We start from the raw sequence: 20,957 nt of genomic DNA, 5'->3' as shown, positions 1-20,957 counted from the left end.
GCTTCACCCGATGCCACGGACGGCCAGAAACGCCTTCATGCGATGCGTCGCCAGATCAGGTTCGGCGAGCACATTGGCCTTGTCCGCAAGCCGGAAAAGCTCGGCGAAATGCTGGGTGGAACGGGTGCTTTCCTGCCCGCCGACCATGGTGAAATGGTCCTGCAACCCGTTGAGATAGGCGAGGAACACCACGCCGGTCTTGTAGAAGCGGGTCGGGGCCTTGAAGATATGGCGCGAGAGCGCCACCGTCGGCTCCAGAATATCGAAGAACTCGTTGTCCGCGCCGCGCTTCAGGCAGGCCAGCGCTTTCGAAGCCGCCGGCGCTATGGCGTCGAAAATGCCGAGCAGCGCATCCGAATGGCCCTTCTCGTCACCGGCGATCAGTTCGGCATAGTTGAAATCGTCACCGGTATACATGCGCACGCCTGCGGGCAGGCGGCGGCGCATGACGATTTCCTTTTCCTTGGAGAGAAGCGAAATCTTGATGCCGTCGATCCTGTCGGCATTTTCTTCGATCATGGCAAGGCAGGTTTCCATCGCCGCCATATGGTCGGCAGCCCCCCAGTAACCCTCAAGAGCGGGGTCGAACATTTCGCCCAGCCAGTGAATCACCACTTTCTGGTCGGCATGGGATAAAACTCTGGCATAAGCCTTGAGATAATCATCCGGCGAGCGGGCGGCAGCGGCCAGCGCGCGGCTTGCCATCAGGATTACGCGCCCGCCTTCTCTCTGAACAAAATCAAGCTGTTCGAGATAAGAGTCGACAATCTGGTTCAGGTCGTAACCGCCGCCATTCAGATGGTCGGTGCCAACGCCGCAGGCAATCAGCGCATCCTTGCGGCTGGTCGCCTCTTTCAGCGAACGGGAAATCAGTTCCTGCGCCTGCGGCCACGCCAGCCCCATGCCGCGCTGCGCCGTATCCATCGCCTCGGCGACACCGAGGCCGAGGTCCCAAAGGCGGTGACGGAAACGTAAGGTGGCGTCCCAGTCGATGGCGGGCGTGAGCCATGGGTCGTTATCGGCAAGGGGATCGGCCACCACATGGGCGGCGGCGAAGGCGACGCGGTTGAAATCCGCGGCACTTCGTTTCTCAACCGTGACCGGCGTGCCGGATAATTTGTAGACCTCGATGCTGCGGTCGTCCTTCGGAAGCTTGAGTTCGCTCACCGTCGCCTCCTCAGGAAAGGGCGGGAACGTCGAGCCAGCGGCGTTCCTTCCAGGATTTCAGTCCAAGCTCGGCAAGCTGCACGCCCTTCACGCCTTCCATGAGGCCATAGGGCCACGGGTCGTTGTCGACGAGGTGGCGCACGAACATTTCCCATTGCGCCTTGAAGCCGTTGTCATAGACGACATTGTCCGGCACTTCCTGCCAGGTCTTGTAGAAATCGATGGTCTGCGGCTGGTCGGGGTTCCATACCGGCTTCGGTGTGTTGGTGCGGTGCTGGGTAAAGCATTTTGTCAGGCCCGCCACCGCCGAACCATGGGTGCCGTCCACCTGAAAGGTCACGAGATCGTCGCGGCGCACCCGCACCGCCCATGAGGAGTTGATGTGGGCGATCACGCCGCCTTCCAGCTCGAAGGTGGCATAAGCGGCATCGTCCGCATCCGCCTTATAGGCTTTGCCCTGCTCATCGAAACGTTCCGGAATATGGGTCGCGCCGAGGCAGCTCACCGATTTCACCGGTCCGAACAGGTTGTCGAGCACATAACGCCAGTGGCACAGCATATCGAGAATGATGCCGCCGCCATCTTTCAGTCGGTAATTCCACGAAGGCCGCTGCGCCGGCTGCCAGTCGCCTTCGAAAACCCAGTAACCGAACTCGCCGCGCACCGAGAGGATTTTGCCGAAAAAGCCGCTGTCGCGCAGCATCGCCAGCTTGCGCAGGCCGGGCAGGAACAGCTTGTCCTGCACCACGCCGTGTTTGATGCCGGCGCTTTCGGCGAGCCGCGCAATGGCCAGCGCCTCTTCCATCGTGTCGGAAATCGGCTTTTCGCAATAGACGTTCTTGCCGGCCTTGATGGCTTTCTCCAGCAGGCTGCCGCGCATCTGCGTCGTGCCGGCATCGAAGAACAGCGTATCGTCAGGGTTCGCCAGCGCCGCATCGATATCGGTCGTCCAGCGCGCGACATTGTGCTTTCTGGCGATTTCCTCGATCTTTGCGCCGTTGCGGCCGACCAGAATGGGGTCGAGCATGACCCTTTCGCCGCTCTTCAAAAGCACGCCGCCCTGATCGCGAATGGCGAGAACGGAGCGCACGAGATGCTGGTTGTAACCCATGCGGCCGGTGATGCCGTGCATGATGACGCCGATACGTTTCATGAATTTCCTCCCAAGGCGGCTTCTTCCCGAAAGCCGCTTCCGTCAAACATGGCAATTTGTAACCATTTGGTTATTTGTGGTCGTGAAGGATGCGATCTGTCAAGGTGTTTTTGACAGGAAAAATTCGTGACCTGACGACGGTTGGGTTTTCGTGTTTCCACCGCGCCGCAAAAGAAAACGACGCGCTTCGCGGATGCGAATGGCGCGTCGTCGCTGTTGTTAAAGAGGAATTCGGTTTGGCCGGCTCAGACCGGCCGCACTGCAGCAAGCAGGGTGTCGACGATATGCTGGCCCCAGCGCTCCAGCTCGGCGGGGTCGGTCAGGTCGCGCTGGAAGATGGCCGACAGCGTGAACCGGTTCGAAAGATAAAAGGCGCCGAGCGAAGCGATGGTCAGGTAGACGTCGATCGGATCGAGGCCGTCACGGAATTCGCCGGCGTCGCTGCCGCGCCGCAGCACGTCTTCCAGCTCGGAAATGAAGTTCGAATGCATCGCCGTAATCGTCGGGGATTGCCTGAGATAGCGGGCTTTATTGAGGTTCTCCGTGGCGAGAATGCTCAGGAATTCGGGGTGGTCGAGGAAGTAGTGCCAGGTGAAAAGCGCAAGCTCCCGCAAGCCCTCTGAAGGGGCCTTGCGGGCCAGGTCAAGTCGTCTTTCGGTGTGGCGGATATGGCGATAGGCGTCTTCCAGAACGGCGAGATAAAGCGCATCCTTGTCGCCGAAATAATGGTAGATCATCCGCTTGTTGGTGCCGGCGCGCCGGGCGACGACATCGATTCGAGCCCCCGCCAGCCCCTTGGCGGCCACCTCGCGGCGGGCGGCTTCGAGAATGGCGGCGCGCGTTCTTTCCGGGTTTCGCACCTGTGTCGTCGCGCGTTTGCGCTTGGGTGACGGCGTTTTCTCCATGGCCGCATCGGGGGCCGGATCGGACGGCTGGTTTTTTGTCGTTTCTTCCATTTCAGCACCCGCTTGACAATGTTTGCGATCAGTGTTCCCATGTAACCAATTAGTTATAAAACGGCAAGTGTCGTTTACGTTCATCATCAATTGGCAGTCAATAGGGAGGAGTTGCCAATGCCCATGATGCTTCAGAGGAGAGGTGTGCTTTCAGCAGGGCTTGCGGCCCTGTCGCTTGCAACACTGGGAGGTGGTTCAGCGCAGGCCCAGGCCGCGCGCCTTCGTATGTTGTGGTGGGGTTCGCAGGAGCGCGCCGACCGCACCAACAAGGCGATAGCAGCCTATAAGCAGGTCAAGCCGGATCTCGATATTGCCGGTGAATTCGCAGGATGGAGCGATTATTGGCCGCGCCTTGCCACGCAGGTTGCGGGCCGCAATGCGCCTGACCTGATCCAGATGGATTATCGCTATATCTTCGAATATGGCCGCCGCGGAGCGCTCGCGCCGCTGGACGACTATATCGGCAAGAGCCTGAAGATTGAGGATTTCGGCAAGATGAACATCGATTCCGGCCGGGTCGATGGCAAGCTTTACGGCATCAATCTCGGCGTCAATTCAAGCGCCGTCTTCTTCGACAAGGCGGCCTGGGAAAAATCCGGTGCGACGCCGCCGGCGATCGGCCAGACCTGGGAGGAGTTTGCCGAAAACGCCGCCAAGCTCAGCAAGAACAAGCCGAAGCCCGGCTATTATGCCACGGCCGATGCCAGCGGCGTGGAGCCGAGCTTCGAGAACTGGCTGCGCCAGAACGGCAAGTCGCTTTACACGCAGGATGGCGGCATCGGCTTCGATCCTGCCGATGCGACCAAGTGGTTCACCTTGTGGGCGGATCTGCGCAAGAGCGGCGCCTGTGTGCCGGCCGATGTGCAGGCGCTCGACCAGCTCAACATCGAAACGAACCCTTTGACGACGGGCAAGGCGGCAACCGCATTCGCCCATTCCAACCAGTTCGTCGGTTATCAGAAGCTCAACAAGTCCAAGCTTGCCATAAGCTCCTATCCGAAGAGCACGAAGGATGGCCCTTCCGGCCATTATCTGAAACCTTCCATGCTCATCAGCGTCGCCAATGGCAGCGCCGGCATCGAGCAGGCCGTCGGTTTCATCAACTTCCTTGTGGCTGAACCGCAGGGCATCGATATTCTCGGCGTCGAGCGCGGCGTTCCGGCCTCGGAATCCATGCGTAGCCAGTTGAGCAGCAAGCTCGACGAGGTCAGCAAGACGATGGTGGACTATATCGCCGAGATTACCCCCGGCGTCGGCGATCTGCCGCCGGCGCCGCCTCCGGGCGCGGGCGAATTCGCCTTCGTCCTCAAACGCACGGCGGAGGAAATCGGCTTCGGCAAGATCACGCCGGAAGAGGGCGGTGACCGCCTCGTCAAGGAATCCGAAACCGTTATCAAACGGAAGTGATGGTTTATGGCCTTTCGATCTGAAACTCTTGTGGGGGAGAGCCGTGGCGCGGCTCTCCCGAAGCGGGGCGGCGTGAAGCGGATTTTCGACCGCAACATTCACGCCTACCTGTTTCTGCTGCCCTGGCTGATTGGCTTTTTCGGCCTCACCCTCGGTCCCGCGCTCGCCTCGCTTTACCTGTCTTTCACCAATTACGACCTGTTGCAGTCGCCGGACTGGGTGGGGGCGGCCAATTATGTGCGCATCGCCACGGCCGACCCGAAATTCGCCGCGGCCATGCAGGTCACCTTTACCTATGTGCTGCTGTCGGTGCCGCTGAAGCTGATCTTTGCGCTGCTGGTCGCGCTCGCCTTCAACCGCGGCATCAAGGGGCTGACGCTCTATCGGGCGATCTTCTATCTGCCGTCGCTATTGGGTTCGAGCGTCGCGATTGCCGTGCTCTGGCGCCAGCTTTTCGCCTCTGACGGTCTCGTCAACATGATCCTGTGGCAGGCCTTCGGTTATGAAGGGCCGAGCTGGATTTCCAATCCGGATTATTCGATCTACACGCTGGTCATCCTGTCCGTCTGGCAGTTCGGTTCGCCGATGATCATCTTCCTCGCGGGTCTGAGACAAATCCCGCAGGACATGTATGAGGCCGCCGAAATCGACGGTGCGAGCAAGGTGCGGCAGTTCTTCCGCATTACCCTGCCGCTGTTGACGCCGGTGATCTTCTTCAATGCGGTGATCCAGACGATCGACGCCTTCAAGGCCTTCACGCCGGCCTTCATCATCTCGGAAGGTACCGGCGGTCCTATCAACTCGACGCTGTTCTACACGCTTTATCTCTACCAGGAGGCCTTCGGTTTCTTCCGCATGGGTTATGCCTCGGCGCTTGCCTGGATTTTGGTGATCATCATCTCGCTGTTCACGGCCTTCTCGTTCCTCAGCGCGAAATACTGGGTGCACTACGATGACTGATGCTGTTACCGCCCCCCGGCCGGGCCAGGGCCCGCAACGTTCGCCGCTGAAATCGGTGATGCTCCACACGGCGCTGATTATCGCGTCCTTCGCGATGCTCTATCCGATCCTGTGGATGATCTCGGGTTCCTTCCGGCCGCAGGACGAGCTGTTCGGCTCTTCCTCGCTCATTCCCTCGGCGGTGGATGTCGGCGGTTATATTCGCGGCTGGACCGGGCTGCAGGTGAGCTTCGGACAGTTCTTCTGGAACTCCTTCTTCATCTCGGTGCTGGCCACCATAGGCAACGTGGTCGGCTGTTCGCTCGCCGCCTTCGCCTTTGCAAGGCTGCGCTTCGGCGGGCGCAATTTCTGGTTTGCGCTGATGCTTGGCACCCTGATGTTGCCCTATCACGTCGTGCTCATCCCGCAATATATCCTGTTTCTGGAAATGGGCTGGGTGAACACCTCGCTGCCGCTGATCGTGCCGAAATACCTCGCAACTGACGCCTTCTTCATCTTCCTGATGGTGCAGTTCTTCCGCGGCATCCCGCGGGAGCTGGACGAGGCGGCTGTCATGGACGGCTGCTCGCCCTTCCGCATCTACTGGAAGATCATGCTGCCTTTGTCGCTGCCGGTTCTGGCGACGGCCGCGATCTTTTCCTTCATCTGGACCTGGGACGATTTCTTCGGGCCGCTGATCTATCTGAACGACATCAACACCTACACCGTGCAGCTTGGCCTCAGATCCTTCGTGGATTCCACCGGCAGCTCGGACTGGACCTCGCTTTTCGCCATGTCCAACCTGTCGCTGGTGCCGGTCTTCCTGTTCTTCCTGTTCTTCCAGCGGTTGCTGATCGAAGGCATCGCCACCACCGGAATGAAACGTTGAACGGAACCCGGATCGGGAACGCATTTTAAGACAATCAATACTGTCGCTGCCGCCCTGCATGCGGCGCGACAGTCGGGAGAAACAGCATGGCAAGCAGCATTACGCTCGAAAAAATCGTCAAGCGGTTCGGCGCCTTTCCGGTCGTTCACGGCATCGATCTCAAGATCGAGCCGGGCGAGTTCACCGTTTTCGTCGGCCCCTCGGGCTGTGGCAAATCCACGCTTCTGCGCATGATTGCAGGGCTTGAGGAAATCTCCGAAGGCGATCTGCGTATCGATGGCGAAAGGGTCAATGAAACCGCCGCTTCCAAGCGCGGCATCGCCATGGTCTTCCAGTCCTATGCGCTTTATCCGCATATGAGCGTCTACAAGAACCTCGCCTTCGGTCTGGAAACGGCGGGTTACAAGAAACCGGAAGTCCAGGCGCGGGTGCAGAAGGCCGCCGATATCCTGCAGATCGGCCCGCTTTTGCAGCGCAAGCCGAAGGCGCTTTCGGGCGGCCAGCGCCAGCGCGTCGCCATCGGCCGCGCCATCGTGCGCGAACCGAAAATCTTCCTGTTCGACGAGCCTTTGTCCAACCTCGATGCGGAATTGCGCGTGCAGATGCGCGTCGAAATCGCCAAGCTGCACCAGACGCTCGGCAGCACCATGATCTATGTGACGCACGACCAGGTGGAAGCCATGACCATGGCCGACAAGATCGTCGTTCTGCGCGACGGCCGCATCATGCAGGTCGGCCGCCCGCTCGATCTCTACAACAACCCGGCCAACCAGTTCGTCGCCGGTTTCATCGGCTCGCCGAAGATGAATTTCCTCTCCGCCAAGGTGGCTTCAGGCGACAGTTCCAACCGCACCATCGAGGTGGCCGGCCAGCGCATCGTGCTGGAAAAACCGGTCGCCGCGCAACAGGGCGAACCGCTCACCTTCGGCGTGCGCCCGGAACATGTGAACCCGCAGGCGCAATCCGCCTCGCTGGGTGAGGCCTCCATCCAGCTCGTCGAACATCTCGGCGGCTCAACGGTGGTCTACACCGCGACCCCCGACGGCCAGCCCGCTACCGTGCTGCTGGACGGCCAACGCCATATCCGCATCGGCGAGACCATTCCCTTTGCGTTCGATCTTTCGAAGACGCATCTGTTCGGGGCGGATGGGCGGCGGATATGAGAACGAGTGGGTGAGCTGTCTCACCATAGGGCTGCTAACGAAGTCCACAAAGCTTGCGTTCGTCATCCTCGGGCTTGTCCCGAGGATCTGCAACGTGTTGATTTTGTTCAACGTGATTAGATCCTCGGCACAGGGCCGAGAATGACGTCGCGCGGGAGGTTTCGATCGTGCACTAATCGGCCGCTCTGTGGCCAGCGAGTATCTTGCTTAGCGTCACCGCATCTTCCCCAAACTGGCCGATGTCATCACCCCTGACGAATTCCAGCATCGCGCAAGCCGTCTTCGTCCAGTCGCCTTCCGGCAATGCATCCACGCACGCCCGCCAAAAATCCGCCCGTTCGCGAAGCGGCAGGCGGCTGGCGTCGGCGAGCCAGGCGAAGACGTGGAGATGGCAGATGCGTGGGCTAAGTGCGGATATTTCCGCAAGCGCGTCCTTCAGCGGCAGGCCGGGGGCGGGTTGCCAGTAGAAAAAGAGGTTGGGCATCGGCAAATCCTGCATGAGCTGCAGGGCCGAGGGCAGGGTGTCCGTCAGTGAGTTGGGGTGATATTCGAGGCCGATTGTCATGCCATAGTCGTGCGCCCGGCGGGCGATTGTCGCCAGCGCTTCCGTTGCCGCGCGGCGTTCGCCGGGGGAGTAATCGGCAGATGGGCGTTTGCGGCTGCCGGGCCAGATGCGGATATGGCCGGTGCCGAGCGCTTTTGCTGTTTCCAGCACGGCGGTCACATCTTCCGGCGCAAAATCCGGCGCAAAGATATAGGAGCCGTAGGACGAGACGGAGAGGCCGGCTTCCGCCGTCCGCGCTGCCACATCCCTTGCATTTTCGAGATCGCCGGGCGGTACATGGATATCCGCACCCCATTCTATGGACCTGATGCCGTTTGCGGCGGCAAGCTCGATAACTGCCTGTGGCGACAGGGAGCGGAAGGTGACGGAGCAGAGGCCCGGCTCGAAAAATCTCATGCGATCAGTTCCAGATGTTCCGGCCGCACCTGCTGTTGCAAGGGTGCCGCGCGGCAGAAGCGTTCGATCTCGGCAATCGCCATGTCGCCGAGCCTTGCGCGTTCAAGGCCGGTGGCGCCGGCGATATGCGGCGTCAGGAACACGTTCGGCAGGCTGTAAAAGGGTGAGTCCGGCGGCGGCACTTCCGGGTCGGTCACGTCGATGACGGCTTCGATGCGTCCGGTTTTCACTTCGGCCAGAAGCGCGTCTTCATCCACCAGCGCACCGCGCGCCGTATTGATCAGGGTCGCGCCGTCCTTCATGCGGGCAAGCGCTGCCGCGCCGATCATATGCCGCGTCTGCGGCAGGGAGGGTGCATGTAGCGAAATGACATCGCTCACCGCCATCAGCTCCTCGAGCGACACAAGCTGCACGCCGAGCTTTTCCGCCTCCGCAGCGCTTAGAAGCGGATCGAAAAGGATGAGGTTGAGATCGAAGGGCTGTAACAGATTGATGACGCGACGTCCGATGCGCGATGCGCCGACGATGCCGACCGTCAGGCCGAGATTGCCGATGGCCTGCGCCTGCAATCGCTCGACAGGGGCGCGGTCGCGATGCTCCAGATAAAGGCGTCGGAAGCCGAAGGTGCGCTTGCCGGCCAGCAGGATCATCGCCAGCGAAAATTCGGCGACCGGCTGCGCATTCGCTTCCGCTGCGCTGCACACGGTAACGCCACGATCGAACACCGCTTGCGACAGGAAATATTTGACCGTGCCGGCGGCATGGGAAATCAGCCTGAGGCGCGGCATCAGCGCCAGTTCCCGCGCGCCGATATCCGGACAGCCCCAGCCGGTCAGAAGAATCTCCGTCCGCACCAGCTGCTCTTTCACTGCTGGATCGTGGAAATCGCAGATCCGCCCCGTGTCGAGAATATCGACGCTCCGCGACAGCCTTTCGAGCGCCTGCGGTGTCAGCACATGCTGGGTTCGCTCCGGGTCCATGGCAAGGCTGAGACGCGGAAGCGGGCGCGTCATTGCGGCTCTCCCGTTGCCGCCATGCTGCTGACCGGAACGCCCCGTTCCGCAAACAGGCGGTCGAGCGCCTCCATGTCCGGAAGTGCCGGAACTGTCGCCAACGCTGTTTCGCTTTCTGGCTCGGTCACCCCGGCAAAGACGGCGCAGGCAAGCAGGGTTTCGCCCGCCGGAATCTCGCCCCGCAGTTGCGGCACCGTGGTCTTGGCGTTGATGAGATTGGTGTTGGGCAGCGCCTTCAGCGCCACGCCGTGGCGGCTTATGCTGGAGCCGAGATCGACAATGGCGGATATGTCTGTGCCGCAATCGGCTGTCGCCCGGCCGGTCTCTTCGCGCACGGCATCGCGGTCGCCATCGTTGCGGTTGATTGCGAAGCCGCCTTCGGTCACCGAAAGGGGGCGGGCGGAGGTGATCCGGTGCAGCCTGATATGCCAGCCGCCAGCCGCAACCAGCGAAGTTTCAACCGCCACATCCGGGAAGGGCTTCCACGTTGCCCGCAGGCTTTCCGCGGCCAGCAGAACCTTTTCGTTGGTCTCGCGCACGCGGTAATGCAGGCCGTCTTCGGAGAATGCCAGCATGTTGTCGAAACCGTTGGTCCTGAAACCGCGCTCATCCACTTCGACGCCGAAACCGTAACGGGATGAATAGGCGAATTTGGCATATTTCTCCGGCCCGCCGCGCATGGAGAGGTTTTCCTGCCCGCTGGAAAGCGCGGTGACATTGCCCTTCGTTTGCATCATAACCATGCCGGGATGAATGAGCGGCTTTGGTTTTGCGGATGTTTCGGGCTGCTTTTCCTCTGCCTGCCAGAAGGGATGGCTTTCCGGCAGGGCGAGCGGCAGGAAGGCCTTGAAGGCCCAATAGGGCGAGCCTGCCGAATTATAGCTTTCCGACATGGTGAGCTGCGGATAGGCGTAGCCGATGGAAAGCACGCCGTCGCGGTCGGCAATCGGCTTTTTCGCCCACCAGCGCAGATGCTGCAGATAAAGCCCCTTGATCTCGCCCCAGGGCAGCGCCTCCTCATCGGCAAAAGCGAGGCCGGCCCAGAAGCCGCCGCAGGCGAAGCGATAGGTCATGGAGCGGCCGAAGGCGAGCGTGCCGCCATCCTCATCGAACCAGCTGGCGAAATCGCCGGCGAAGAGGCGCGCTCGCTCCCGGTAGCGTGCGGCGTAGGCATCGTCAGGCTTGCTGAGTTTCGCGTAGATCAGGCCGTAAAAATGCATGGCGAAGGCGATGTAATGGTCGATGCGGCGGTAATTGCCATCGCGATACCAGCCGTCGGCGATATAGAATTCATCCAGTTCCTTCTGGAATGTTTCTGTCAGGCTGCGGTCGAAGTCGATGCCGAGATGATCCAGCGCCATATCGACCATCACCCGGAAAAACTTCCAGTTATTGTCGGCGTAATTGCGCTCGCGCGCCGTCAGCAGATAGCGGCGCACATTGTCTTTCTGCGCGTCGGAGAGCGGTTCCCACAGGTGCTGCGGCGCAAGCCGCAGCGCAAAACCAAGCGCGGCAAGCTCCACCAGCCGCTGATCCCTTTGGCGCACGTCGGCCCAATATTCGGGATGGGAAGGATCGGTGCCGTTGGCTATTCCCCGCGCCAGAAGCGGCCAATGGTCGAAATGATCGCCGCTCAGCGCAAGCGGCGCGATGCCCCAGAGCGGCCTGGCGAAACCTTCCAGATCGGCCGCCGCCCGGTCGAAATGCGCGGCGGTGCCGCTCAGCGTCACTCTTGCGCCGCCCGGTGAAAAATAGGGAAGGAGCGGCGCGAAACTGTCGTCGAGCGCTCGTCGGACATCGACGCGGCTTTTGAGCGGATTGCCATGCAGCGGATTAAATCTGGCCATGGTGGGCTTACTCATGGTGTCATGCATCGCGTGCCGCCTTTCCCGTCTTTTTTGCCTTACCGGCCGTCTGTCCTTCCACCAGCTGCACGCCAAGTTGTACCTGGCGGGCATTGGCGGAGGGTTCCGTCAGCCGGCGGCGCATCAGCTCCACCGCCTCGCGGGCGATTTCGCGGCGGTCGACGCGGATCGTGCTGAGACGGGGCGTGGAGAGTTCGGCAAAGGGCAGGTCGTCGAAGCCGATAATGGAAAGATCGTCCGGCACGGCCAGGCCAAGCTCCTGCGCCGCCCCGAGCGCCCCGAGCGCAATCGCGTCATTCATGCAGAAAATGCCGGTGAGTTCAGGGTTTTTGGCCAATAGCTGGCGAACCGCATCGCCCGCCTGTCCGAAGCCGCTATCCGCCGTCGAAAGCAGGAACTCCTCATAGGTCGTTCCCTCTTCCTCGAGGATCGTGTGGCGAAAGCCACGCATGCGCTCCCTGATGGTGTGGCGATGATGCGGGCCGATATAGGCGACCTTGCGATGGCCGAGTTCCAGAAGCCGCCGCGCCGCCAGCGCGCCGCCGTAAAAATTGGAGGGCGAGACGCAGTCCAGCATCATCGAGGGATCGGCGCTGTTGACCAGAACCGGTTGCAGCACACCCTGGGTGATGCGGTGGATGATTTCGTCCTCCGGGTCGAGGCCGATGGCGAGAAGGCCGTCCACCTCGCAGACCCGCTGGGTCAGCGCATCATCCACCTGTTTCTGGTGCAAGAGCCGGATGTCGAGTTCGAAACCGTCGGTCTGGGCAAGGCTGCGCAGCATGTCGAAAATATCGTGATAAAAAGCGCCGATATCGCCGGTCGCCCTTTCGGCGGACATGAGTGCGAGGATTTTCTTGCCCTCCAGCGGCACGCCGCCGGTCTGGTTCGCAACCGATCGCAACGGATAACCGAGCTCCGCGGCCACCCCCAGAACCTTGGTCTGGATCGACGCGCTGATACCTTTTTCTCCCGCAAGAACGCGCGAGACGGTGCTGATGGAAACGCCGGCGCGCTGGGCGATATCCGACTGGCGCGGGCGGCTGATGTCGGGCGTATCGTTCATATCATCTCCTGCGCTTGCAAAAAATTCTGATATGATGCAAATATTGCAAACGAGGAAAATTTGCAAGAATTTTAGTAGTCAGTGAAAAATTTGCAAAACGCGGGAGGAGCAGATGCAAACTATCGACAGACGTGGATTTTTGGTGACGGCGGCGCTGGCCGGTCTCGGCGTGGTCGGTCTTGGTGCAGTGGGGGGCGGTTTTCGCGCGGCCGCGGCTGAGACCCGGCTTCGCTGCGTATGGTGGGGATCTGCCGACCGCAGCAAGCGCACCAACGACGTGATCGCCCTTTATCAGAAGGCTAACCCGCAAACGGAAATCAGCGGCGAAATGATCGCCGGTTCCGATTACTGGACCAAGCTTGCGACATCGATGGCGGGGCGCAACGTCGCCGATATCTTCCAGCTTGAACCTTCCACCATCGCCGATTATTCCGGCCGTGGCGCCTGCATGGAGCTGGACCAGTTCGTCGGCAAGTCGCTCGATCTTTCCACCTTCGGCAAAAGCGAGGTCGATCTCTGCCGCATCGACGGCAAGCTTTACGGCGTCGGCCTTGGGCTGAATTCCTTCTGCATGATGTATGATGCCGACACGCTGAAGGAAGCCGGCGTTTCCGTGCCGCAGGACCAGATTACCTGGAAGGCGCTCTCGGAACTGGCGCGCGATTTCAAGAAGAACGGTCCGGCAAAACGGAACTACTGGGCGGTGCCCTATGGCGCGCGTTATCATTATGTTTTCGATGTCTGGCTGCGCCAGCGCGGCAAGCTGCTGTTTCAGGATGGCACCATCGGCTTCAACAAGGAAGATGCGAAGGAATGGTTCGCCTATTGGGAGGATCTGCGCGAGAACAAGCTCTGCGTTTCCGCCGATATCCAGACGCGTGACGATAATACCATCGAATCCAACGCCCTGACGCTCGGCAATTCGGCCATCGGTTTTGCCTATTCCAACCAGCTTGTCGGTTATCAGAAGCTGAATAAACAAACGCTGTCCATCGGCATGCTGCCGGGTGAGGGGCCGGGCAAGCCGACCGGGCATTATTACCGGCCGGGTCTCATCTGGTCCATTTCGTCCACCTCGACCAATGCGGAAGCGGCGGCGAAATTCATCAACTTCTTCGTCAACGATCTGGAAGCCGGCAAGGTGCTCGGCGTCGAGCGTGGCGTGCCGCCCGCCAAGGTCGTGCGCGAGGCCCTGTTGCCAAGTCTCAACGAGACCGAGCGCAAGACGGTGGATTATATCGAAAGCCTGTCGGGCAAGCTCGATACCTATCCCGAACCCGCACCGATCGGCGCCAACGAGTTCGACCGCGGCGTGATGCGCCCCATCGCCGATTCGCTCGCCTTCGGCCGCGCCAGCGTGGATGAAGCGGCGCAAAACCTCGTCGACACCGGCACGCGGACCCTGCGCAAGCGCGGCTGACGACGAAACGGGCACCGCCGCGCGGTATCGAGACCGTGTGGCGGTGCTCTTTTTTGTGAAGTGACGGGGGTGAATGGCGCTTCACGCCTTTCAAAAGCACCAGCATGACAAACAGCACTGGACAAGTGCATGGCATTTAAGCCAGAAATTCTGATCTGGATCGATAAATCTGAAGATTAGAATATGGCGCCCAATTTCCTCCTCGTTGATGCTGAAAAAGAATTCGATGTCCTGAAAGCGGCGGCGTCGCTGATCCGCGTGCAGATATTGAAGTTGCTGCATGAGGCGAGCGGCCTCAACGTCAACGAAATTGCGCAGAGACTGGAGCTTCCCCAGTCCACCGTTTCCGCCGGCGTGGCCGTTCTCGAGGAAGCGGGGCTGCTGCGAACCGAAACGCGCAAGGCGCGCAAGGGCAACCAGAAAATCTGTTTCGCCACCTGTGACGAACTGATTGTTTCCTTCCGAAAACCCGAGGCGCCGGCCGCATCAAATTACATCGCGGTCGCTATGCCGCTCGGTCTCTACACCCAAAGTTCGGTAACCGCGCCCTGCGGCATTTGCTCGCCGGAGGGCATCATCGGCCTTCTCGATGTGCCCGATACATTCATGGATCCGGACCGCATGAAGGCGGCGCTGCTATGGTTGACCTCCGGCTTCGTGGAATATCAATTTCCCAATAATGCCAAGATTCAAGGCCGGGAAGTCGAAGAAATCGAGTTTTCGATGGAGGTCAGCTCTGAAGTGCCGGGAACGCACAGCAACTGGCCGTCCGATATTACGCTATCCGTCAACGGCCGGGAAATCGGCGTCTGGACCTCGCCCGGCGACTTCGGCGACAAGCGCGGTGCGTTTACGCCGGACTGGTGGAAGCTCTCCGGTTCCCAATATGGCATGCTCAAGACCTGGCGCATCACCGCGCAGGGAACCTATGTCGACGGAACCCGGATTTCGGATGTGACGCTGGCGGATATCGATCTGACCAGCCACCGTTCCATCCGCCTGCGCATCGAGGTCAAGGCCGATGCAAAACATCCGGGCGGGCTGAATATCTTTGGCCGCGGCTTCGGGAATTACGATCAGGACATCGTTCTGCGCCTGCGCACCGCAGGCTGATCCAGCCAATTTTCAAAAGTATGATTTTCGCGGTTGACAGGCGCGGATTCCCTCGGCAACTATATTATCAAATATGGTTTATATCATATTTTAAGATATAAATGCGCAGGGGAGGAGAGCCTTATGAAAGCGCGGGTTTCAGTCCACCGGGACTTCCGGATTGGTCGTATCGACGATCGTCTTTATTCCGCCTTCATCGAACATATGGGGCGTGCCATCTATGGCGGCATCTATGAGCCCGGCCATCCGCAGGCGGACGCGAACGGCTTCCGCAGGGACGTTCTGAAATTCGTGCAGGACCTGAAAATTCCGGCCATCCGTTATCCCGGCGGCAACTTCGTTTCGGCCTATCGCTGGGAAGACGGCATCGGACCGCGCGACCAGCGCCCCATCCGTCTCGATCTCGCATGGCGCTCCAGGGAAACCAACCAGATCGGCATCAACGAATTCGCCGACTGGGCGCAGATGGCCGGCATCGAGATGATGCTCGCCGTCAATCTCGGTTCCCGTGGTCTGGATGATGCCCGCAATTTCCTCGAATATGTGAATTTTCCGGGGGGCACCACGCTCAGCGATCTGCGCCGCAGCCACGGCGCGGAAAAACCCCACGGTGTGAAAATGTGGTGCCTCGGCAACGAAATGGACGGTCCCTGGCAGATCGGTCACAAGACGGCGGTGGAATATGGCCGTCTGGCGAACGAGACGGCCAAGGCCTTCAAGGGTTTCGATCCGACGATTGAAGCGATTGTCTGCGGCAGTTCCAATGACGGTATGCCGACCTATCCCGAATGGGAGCGCGAGGTGCTGGAGGAATGCTATGAGAATGTCGACCACATCTCGCTGCACAAATATTTCGGCAATAACAGCCGCGATACGCTGAATTATTTCGGCAAGATCGAGGAAACCGGGCGCTATATCCAGACGATTGCCGGGGTCATCGATTACGTGAAGGCCAAGAAGCGCGCCAAAAACGAGGTTTCCATCTGCTTCGACGAATGGAACGTCTGGTATCATATCCGCGAAGAAGACGGCAAACGCATCAAGAGCTGGGACTGGCCGGAAGCGCCCGCACTTCTGGAAGAGACTTATAATTTCGAGGACGCGCTTTTTGTCGCCGGTCTGCTCAATGAGTTCATCCGCCGTTCGGACCGCGTGCGCATTGCCTGCATCGCCCAGCTCGTCAATGTCATCGCCCCCATCCGGGCGGAAAAGAACGGGCCAGCCTGGCGGCAGACGATCTATTATCCCTATCAGTTCGCCTCGCTTTATGGCCGTGGCGTCGCGCTGAACGTCGCCGTCGATTGCCCGACTTACGATTGCAACGCGGCCGACGACGTCAAATATCTCGATGTTGCCGGTGTTTATGACGAAGCGGAAGGCGTCGTGACGCTGTTCGTGCTCAATCGCCATCTGACAGAAGCGGCGGAGATCGATGTCAGCCTCACCGGCTATTCATCCGCCACTCTCAGCCTGCATCTTGCCATGGCGGGATATGATCTGCGCCTCGGCAACGGCCCGGATCAGCCGGATCGCGTCGTGCCGGTGCCGGGCAGCGGCGTCGCCGTGGAGGACGGGGCGCTGAAGGGTTCGGTGCCTGCGCTATCCTATCATGTGCTGCGGCTGAAGGTTCAGTGAGGCGGCCATGGGTGTCCGTCTCAACAATGTCGCCAAGTCCTTCGGATCCTTCGCGGCGATCCGGGATGTTTCGATGGAAATTCCAGCCGGCAGCTTCGCGGTCTTCGTGGGGCCTTCCGGCTGCGGAAAATCCACCCTGTTGCGCATGATCGCCGGCCTTGAGGAAACCAGCGGCGGGCGTATCGCCATCGATGAGCGTGATGTCACCGCGGTCGAACCGGCGGATCGCGGCGTTGCAATGGTGTTCCAGAACTATGCGCTCTATCCGCATCTGACGGTGTTCGAGAACATGGCGTTCAGCCTGCGTCTTGCCCGCCGGCCGAAGGCGGAGGTGACGGAGAGGGTGGGCGAGGCCGCGCGTATCCTCCAGCTTGAGGAGCATCTGCACAAACGGCCCTCGCAGCTTTCCGGCGGCCAGAGACAGCGCGTGGCCATCGGCCGCGCCATCGTGCGGCAGCCGAAAGTATTCCTGTTCGATGAGCCGCTGTCCAATCTGGACGCCGAACTGCGTGTGCAGATGCGGCTGGAACTGACCCGGCTTCACCGCAAGCTGGGCGCGACGATGATCTATGTCACGCATGACCAGGTGGAGGCCATGACGCTTGCGGACAGGATTTTCGTGCTGAAGGGCGGCATCGTGCAGCAGGCGGGGGCACCGCTCACCCTTTACGACGATCCGGACAACCGCTTCGTGGCGGGTTTTATCGGATCGCCCGCGATGAACTTCCTGCGGGCCGATATCGTCTCCCAGGCGGATGGCATCGTGACGCTCGCGCCCGAGGGCGGGGCGGGGCATCTCAGGGCCCGGCTTGCCCTGTCCGTTTCCCCCGGCCAGCGGGTCGAGATCGGAATTCGGCCGGAGCATCTGAAGATTACGGAACAGGGCGCCCTGCCGGTTGTCGTCGAGGTCGCGGAGGAGCTTGGCGATCTTTCCTACCTCTATACCCGCACCGGATCCGGGAAGGAAATCATCGTGCAGCGGCAAGGCACGCGGGAAAGGCTGGATGGCCGGCCGGTATCGCTTACCGCCTCGCCCGACCATGTCCTTGTCTTCGACAATGACGGCAGACGGTTGCGATAGGCGCGAGGAGGCGTCTTTCGAAACAGCAAACCATCCCTCAACGGGATGTTCGATCAAACGGGAGGAGTGAACGATGCGACTGATCAAGACATTGCTTGTTGGTGCGGCTCTGGGTCTCAGCGCCCTGCCGGCTCTCGCGAAGCAGGATATCGTCTGGTGGGACTTTCTGTCGGGCGGTGACGGCGTGCGCATGAAGGCGTTGATCGATGCCTTCAACAAGGAACACCCCGACATCCAGATCAAGGGAACGACGCTCGAATGGGGCGTGCCCTTTTATACCAAGGTGCGCACGGCCTCCGCGGTGGGTGAGGGGCCGGATATCATGACGTATCACCTGTCACGCGCGCCGCTCGGCCTTGAAGAAAAAGTGCTGAGCGAAATCACCGAAAAGGATCTCGAGGATGCGGGGCTGAAGACCGGAGACTTCTTCAGCGCACCCGTGGATGCGGCCACCCAGAACGGCAAACTTTACGCCGTGCCGTTCGATATCCATGCGCTTGTCCTTTATTACAACGCCGATCTTCTGAAAGGCTCGCCCTATCTCGATGCCGAGGGCAAGCTGACCGGCATCAAGACGATCGAGGATTTCGAGAAGGCGCTGGCCTGGGCGAAGGACAATGGCGTCCAGACGCCGATCACCTATCAATCGGGTGGCGAAGGCGGGGTGTGGCGCGTCTTTTATACGCTGCTGTCGCAACAGGGCGGCGAACTCGTCACCGAAAAGGAGGTTCTCGCCGGCGACAATGCCGAAAAGGCGGCAAAAGCCATCGAGACCCTGTCCAGATGGCGGGAAAACGGCTGGGCCCCCGAACAGGCGGAATATGAGGCGTCGGTGGCGCTCTTCTCTGCCGGCAAATCCGCGTTCCAGCTGAACGGCGTCTGGGAAGTTCCGACCTACAAGGATCTGGAAAAGAACGGCAAGCTCGGCTTCAAATGGAGTGCGGTGGAAGTGCCGCCCCTGATGGGCAAGCGCGCCACCTGGGCGGATTCCCATGCTTTCGCCATTCCGAATGAAGGTGACAAAACGGTCTCCGGCGAAAAACGCGCTGCGGTGATGAAGGTGATCGGCTGGATGGAAAAACACGCGATCAGCTGGGCCGATGCCGGGCATATTCCGGCTTACAAATCCATCACCGAAAGCAGCGAATACAAAGCGATGCAGCCGAATGCCACCTATGCCTCGCTGGCGGAAGCGGCGGTGTTCGATCCGAAGACCACCATTACCGGGGTCGCTTCGCCCGCCTACGATGCCGCTCTCAACGTCATCGCCCCTGCCATTCAGGGCTTCATGAGCAGCACCGACGCCGTGGAGCAGATCAAGGATGAGCTGCAGGGCAAGCTCAGGTAATCGGCAGCCTGCCCTCCGGTTGAGGCCGGAGGGCAGAGTGCAATGCGCAAGCTCCCGGAGACATTCCATGGCTATGATTGAAAACCGGCGCAAGAAATCGCTGATCGCGCTGTCGATGGTGACGCCGTTCGTTCTGGTCTTCACCACCTTCTTTCTTTATCCGCTGATAGAGATGGTGCGCATCAGCTTCACTGACGCGCCGCTGATCGGTGAGGGAAACTGGGTCGGCCTGGAGAATTACGCGAAGCTGCTGGGCGACCGCCTGTTCGTCACCTCGCTCAAGAACAACGGCTATTTCGTGCTTCTGACCGTCGTGCCCACGACCGTCATCGCCCTGATGATCGCGCTCGCCGTCAGCCGCCTCTCGGGCGTGAAGCAGACGATTGTCATGAGCCTGTTTTTCCTGCCCTATGTGCTGCCGGTTTCGGTCGTCACCGAAATCTGGGCGTGGATGCTCGATCTGCAGTTCGGCATTCTCCAGCCGGTCATATCGCTGCTGGCGGGCAAACCCGTCGCCGTTTTCAAGAACCCCTACTGGGTCATGCCGATGGTTGCCGTCGTCACCATCTGGTGGACGAACGGCTTCAATGTGCTGCTCTTCATCGCCGGATTGCGGAACATACCGGCCGAGCTTTATGAGGCTGCGGCTCTGGATGGCGCGACGACCTGGCAGCGCTTCCGCCGCGTCACCTGGCCGCTTCTGTGGCCGGTCACTGCGCTGGTGCTGACGCTGCAACTGATCCTGCAACTGAAGATATTCGATCAGATCTACCTCTTAAGCGGCGGCGGGCCGTTCAATTCCAGCTTCGTGCTGCTCCTCAAGGTCTACCGCGAGGCCTTCCAGATGAACAATGGCGGTTATGCGTCTGCCGTGGCGACGGTGCTTTTCCTGCTGATCGTCATCGTTTCCGTTTTCCAGTTCCAGCTGCTGCGCATCCGGAGGAATTCATGAGCCCGATGAGAAAATTCGAGAACCTCGTTCTGACGCTGCTGACTTTTTCGGCGGCCCTCGTCTGGATTTTTCCGCTCTACTGGAGCTTCGTCACCTCGCTTCGCGCCGATGAGAACGTTGCCGGCAACATGTCGCTTTTGCCGGACGAGTTCCGCCTCGGCGCTTATTTCAATGCGATATTCAATACCCGGCTGATGACCTGGTATGTGAACTCCATCGGCACGGCGGTCATCGTCACGATCTCGGTGCTGTTCATTTCCATGCTCTGCGCCTATGCGCTGTCGCAGATACGCTTTCCGGGCAGGCGGCTGCTTTATGGCATCGTGCTGGCAAGCTTCATGGTGCCGGCGCAAACGCTGGTCGTCACCCAGTTCATCCTGATGAAGAACCTCAACCTCATCAACACCTGGGCGGGCATCATCCTGCCGCAGTTGATCACGCCCATCGTCATCATCGTCTACAAGCAGTTTTTCGACAGCGTGCCGAAGGAGATGCGCGAAGCGGTGGTGCTGGATGGCGGCGGCGAATACACGATCCTGTTCCGGGTCTATCTGCCGCTCAACTGGGGCATCACGACCGCCATGGCGATCGTGACCTTCATTACGGTATGGAACGCCTTCTTCTGGCCCTTCCTCGTGGTCACCTCCGAAAACATGATGACGATCCCGGTCGGCATCACCCAGGTCAACGATGCTTTCGGTGTCGCCTATGCGCGGCTGATGGCTGTCGCCATGCTGGCGGCCCTGCCGGTCATCATCGCCTATGTCATCTTCCAGCGGCGTGTGACGGAGGCGATCATGATTTCGTCGGGTGTTAAGGGGTGAGGGCG

Annotated in this window: 18 protein-coding genes; 11 read left to right on the top strand and 7 right to left on the bottom strand. The window is 60.3% G+C overall.

What is annotated here, in order from left to right; genetic code table 11:
• Positions 1-3 precede the first annotated feature (3 nt).
• From CFBP4996_RS14845 to CFBP4996_RS14835, 3 genes are all read right to left on the bottom strand, one after another.
• Positions 4-1,167: a dihydrodipicolinate synthase family protein gene (locus CFBP4996_RS14845; protein WP_080854727.1), complete on the bottom strand. Its 1,164-nt coding sequence runs from the start codon at positions 1,165-1,167 to the stop codon at positions 4-6.
• A 10-nt stretch (positions 1,168-1,177) separates the two neighbouring features.
• Positions 1,178-2,320 carry a Gfo/Idh/MocA family protein gene (locus CFBP4996_RS14840; RefSeq protein WP_162936115.1) on the bottom strand — a complete coding sequence of 381 codons (1,143 nt, stop codon included), beginning with the start codon at positions 2,318-2,320 and terminating at the stop codon, positions 1,178-1,180.
• 245 nt (positions 2,321-2,565) lie between these two features.
• Positions 2,566-3,276, bottom strand: coding sequence for a TetR/AcrR family transcriptional regulator (locus CFBP4996_RS14835; protein ID WP_080854728.1), 711 nt, complete (start codon positions 3,274-3,276; stop codon positions 2,566-2,568).
• A 117-nt stretch (positions 3,277-3,393) separates the two neighbouring features.
• On the opposite strand from CFBP4996_RS14835, the gene CFBP4996_RS14830 reads away from it, so the two are divergent.
• The 4 genes from CFBP4996_RS14830 to CFBP4996_RS14815 all read left to right on the top strand — a co-directional run bounded on the left by CFBP4996_RS14830 (position 3,394) and on the right by CFBP4996_RS14815 (position 7,674).
• A complete protein-coding gene (locus CFBP4996_RS14830) occupies positions 3,394-4,683 on the top strand; it encodes an ABC transporter substrate-binding protein (RefSeq protein WP_080854729.1) in 1,290 nt (429 codons plus the stop codon).
• A 6-nt stretch (positions 4,684-4,689) separates the two neighbouring features.
• On the top strand, positions 4,690-5,643 hold the full coding sequence (locus tag CFBP4996_RS14825; RefSeq protein ID WP_003520181.1) for a carbohydrate ABC transporter permease: 954 nt from the start codon (positions 4,690-4,692) through the stop codon (positions 5,641-5,643).
• Positions 5,636-6,511, top strand: a complete 876-nt coding sequence (locus CFBP4996_RS14820; protein WP_020809242.1) for a carbohydrate ABC transporter permease — start codon at positions 5,636-5,638, stop codon at positions 6,509-6,511. The genes CFBP4996_RS14825 and CFBP4996_RS14820 overlap by 8 nt, the downstream gene beginning before the upstream one ends.
• 86 nt (positions 6,512-6,597) lie before the next feature.
• Complete coding sequence (locus tag CFBP4996_RS14815) at positions 6,598-7,674, top strand: ABC transporter ATP-binding protein (protein WP_003520178.1); 1,077 nt, start codon at positions 6,598-6,600, stop codon at positions 7,672-7,674.
• 172 nt (positions 7,675-7,846) lie between these two features.
• Here CFBP4996_RS14815 and CFBP4996_RS14810 read toward each other — a convergent pair whose 3' ends face one another.
• Genes CFBP4996_RS14810 through CFBP4996_RS14795 form a run of 4 tightly spaced genes read right to left on the bottom strand, consistent with a single transcriptional unit; the run spans position 7,847 to position 12,579 of the window.
• A complete protein-coding gene (locus CFBP4996_RS14810; RefSeq protein WP_080854730.1) occupies positions 7,847-8,635 on the bottom strand; it encodes a sugar phosphate isomerase/epimerase family protein in 789 nt (262 codons plus the stop codon).
• Positions 8,632-9,648 (bottom strand): hydroxyacid dehydrogenase, encoded by a 1,017-nt coding sequence (locus tag CFBP4996_RS14805; protein ID WP_080854731.1) that lies wholly within the window; start codon positions 9,646-9,648, stop codon positions 8,632-8,634. The genes CFBP4996_RS14810 and CFBP4996_RS14805 overlap by 4 nt, the downstream gene beginning before the upstream one ends.
• The gene (locus CFBP4996_RS14800; RefSeq protein WP_080854732.1) at positions 9,645-11,522 is read right to left on the bottom strand and encodes a DUF2264 domain-containing protein; all 1,878 of its coding nucleotides are present in this window, start codon (positions 11,520-11,522) and stop codon (positions 9,645-9,647) included. The genes CFBP4996_RS14805 and CFBP4996_RS14800 overlap by 4 nt, the downstream gene beginning before the upstream one ends.
• Positions 11,515-12,579, bottom strand: a complete 1,065-nt coding sequence (locus CFBP4996_RS14795) for a LacI family DNA-binding transcriptional regulator (RefSeq protein ID WP_080854733.1) — start codon at positions 12,577-12,579, stop codon at positions 11,515-11,517. Before CFBP4996_RS14795 ends, CFBP4996_RS14800 begins: the two co-directional genes overlap by 8 nt.
• A gap of 112 nt (positions 12,580-12,691) precedes the next feature.
• Here CFBP4996_RS14795 and CFBP4996_RS14790 point away from each other — a divergent pair, with 112 nt between their 5' ends.
• The 7 genes from CFBP4996_RS14790 (at position 12,692) to CFBP4996_RS14760 (ending at position 20,952) form a co-directional block, all read left to right on the top strand.
• The gene (locus tag CFBP4996_RS14790; protein ID WP_080854734.1) at positions 12,692-13,999 is read left to right on the top strand and encodes an ABC transporter substrate-binding protein; all 1,308 of its coding nucleotides are present in this window, start codon (positions 12,692-12,694) and stop codon (positions 13,997-13,999) included.
• 183 nt (positions 14,000-14,182) lie between these two features.
• Positions 14,183-15,112, top strand: coding sequence for an ArsR/SmtB family transcription factor (locus CFBP4996_RS14785; protein WP_065656073.1), 930 nt, complete (start codon positions 14,183-14,185; stop codon positions 15,110-15,112).
• 123 nt (positions 15,113-15,235) lie between these two features.
• The gene (gene arfA, locus CFBP4996_RS14780) at positions 15,236-16,747 is read left to right on the top strand and encodes an arabinosylfuranosidase ArfA (RefSeq protein ID WP_080854735.1); all 1,512 of its coding nucleotides are present in this window, start codon (positions 15,236-15,238) and stop codon (positions 16,745-16,747) included.
• Between the two features lie 7 nt (positions 16,748-16,754).
• Complete coding sequence (locus tag CFBP4996_RS14775) at positions 16,755-17,828, top strand: ABC transporter ATP-binding protein (RefSeq protein ID WP_080854736.1); 1,074 nt, start codon at positions 16,755-16,757, stop codon at positions 17,826-17,828.
• A gap of 73 nt (positions 17,829-17,901) precedes the next feature.
• A complete protein-coding gene (locus tag CFBP4996_RS14770; RefSeq protein ID WP_080854737.1) occupies positions 17,902-19,176 on the top strand; it encodes an extracellular solute-binding protein in 1,275 nt (424 codons plus the stop codon).
• 67 nt (positions 19,177-19,243) lie between these two features.
• Entirely contained in the window at positions 19,244-20,128 is an 885-nt protein-coding gene (locus CFBP4996_RS14765; RefSeq protein ID WP_162936116.1) for a carbohydrate ABC transporter permease, read from the top strand.
• Positions 20,125-20,952, top strand: a complete 828-nt coding sequence (locus CFBP4996_RS14760; RefSeq protein WP_059757170.1) for a carbohydrate ABC transporter permease — start codon at positions 20,125-20,127, stop codon at positions 20,950-20,952. Before CFBP4996_RS14765 ends, CFBP4996_RS14760 begins: the two co-directional genes overlap by 4 nt.
• Positions 20,953-20,957 lie beyond the last annotated feature (5 nt).

This window comes from Agrobacterium leguminum (genome assembly GCF_005144435.2).
Taxonomy (GTDB): domain Bacteria; phylum Pseudomonadota; class Alphaproteobacteria; order Rhizobiales; family Rhizobiaceae; genus Agrobacterium; species Agrobacterium leguminum.
Note: the sequence above shows the minus strand (reverse complement) of the source record. Positions and strands in the feature narration are given on the sequence as shown.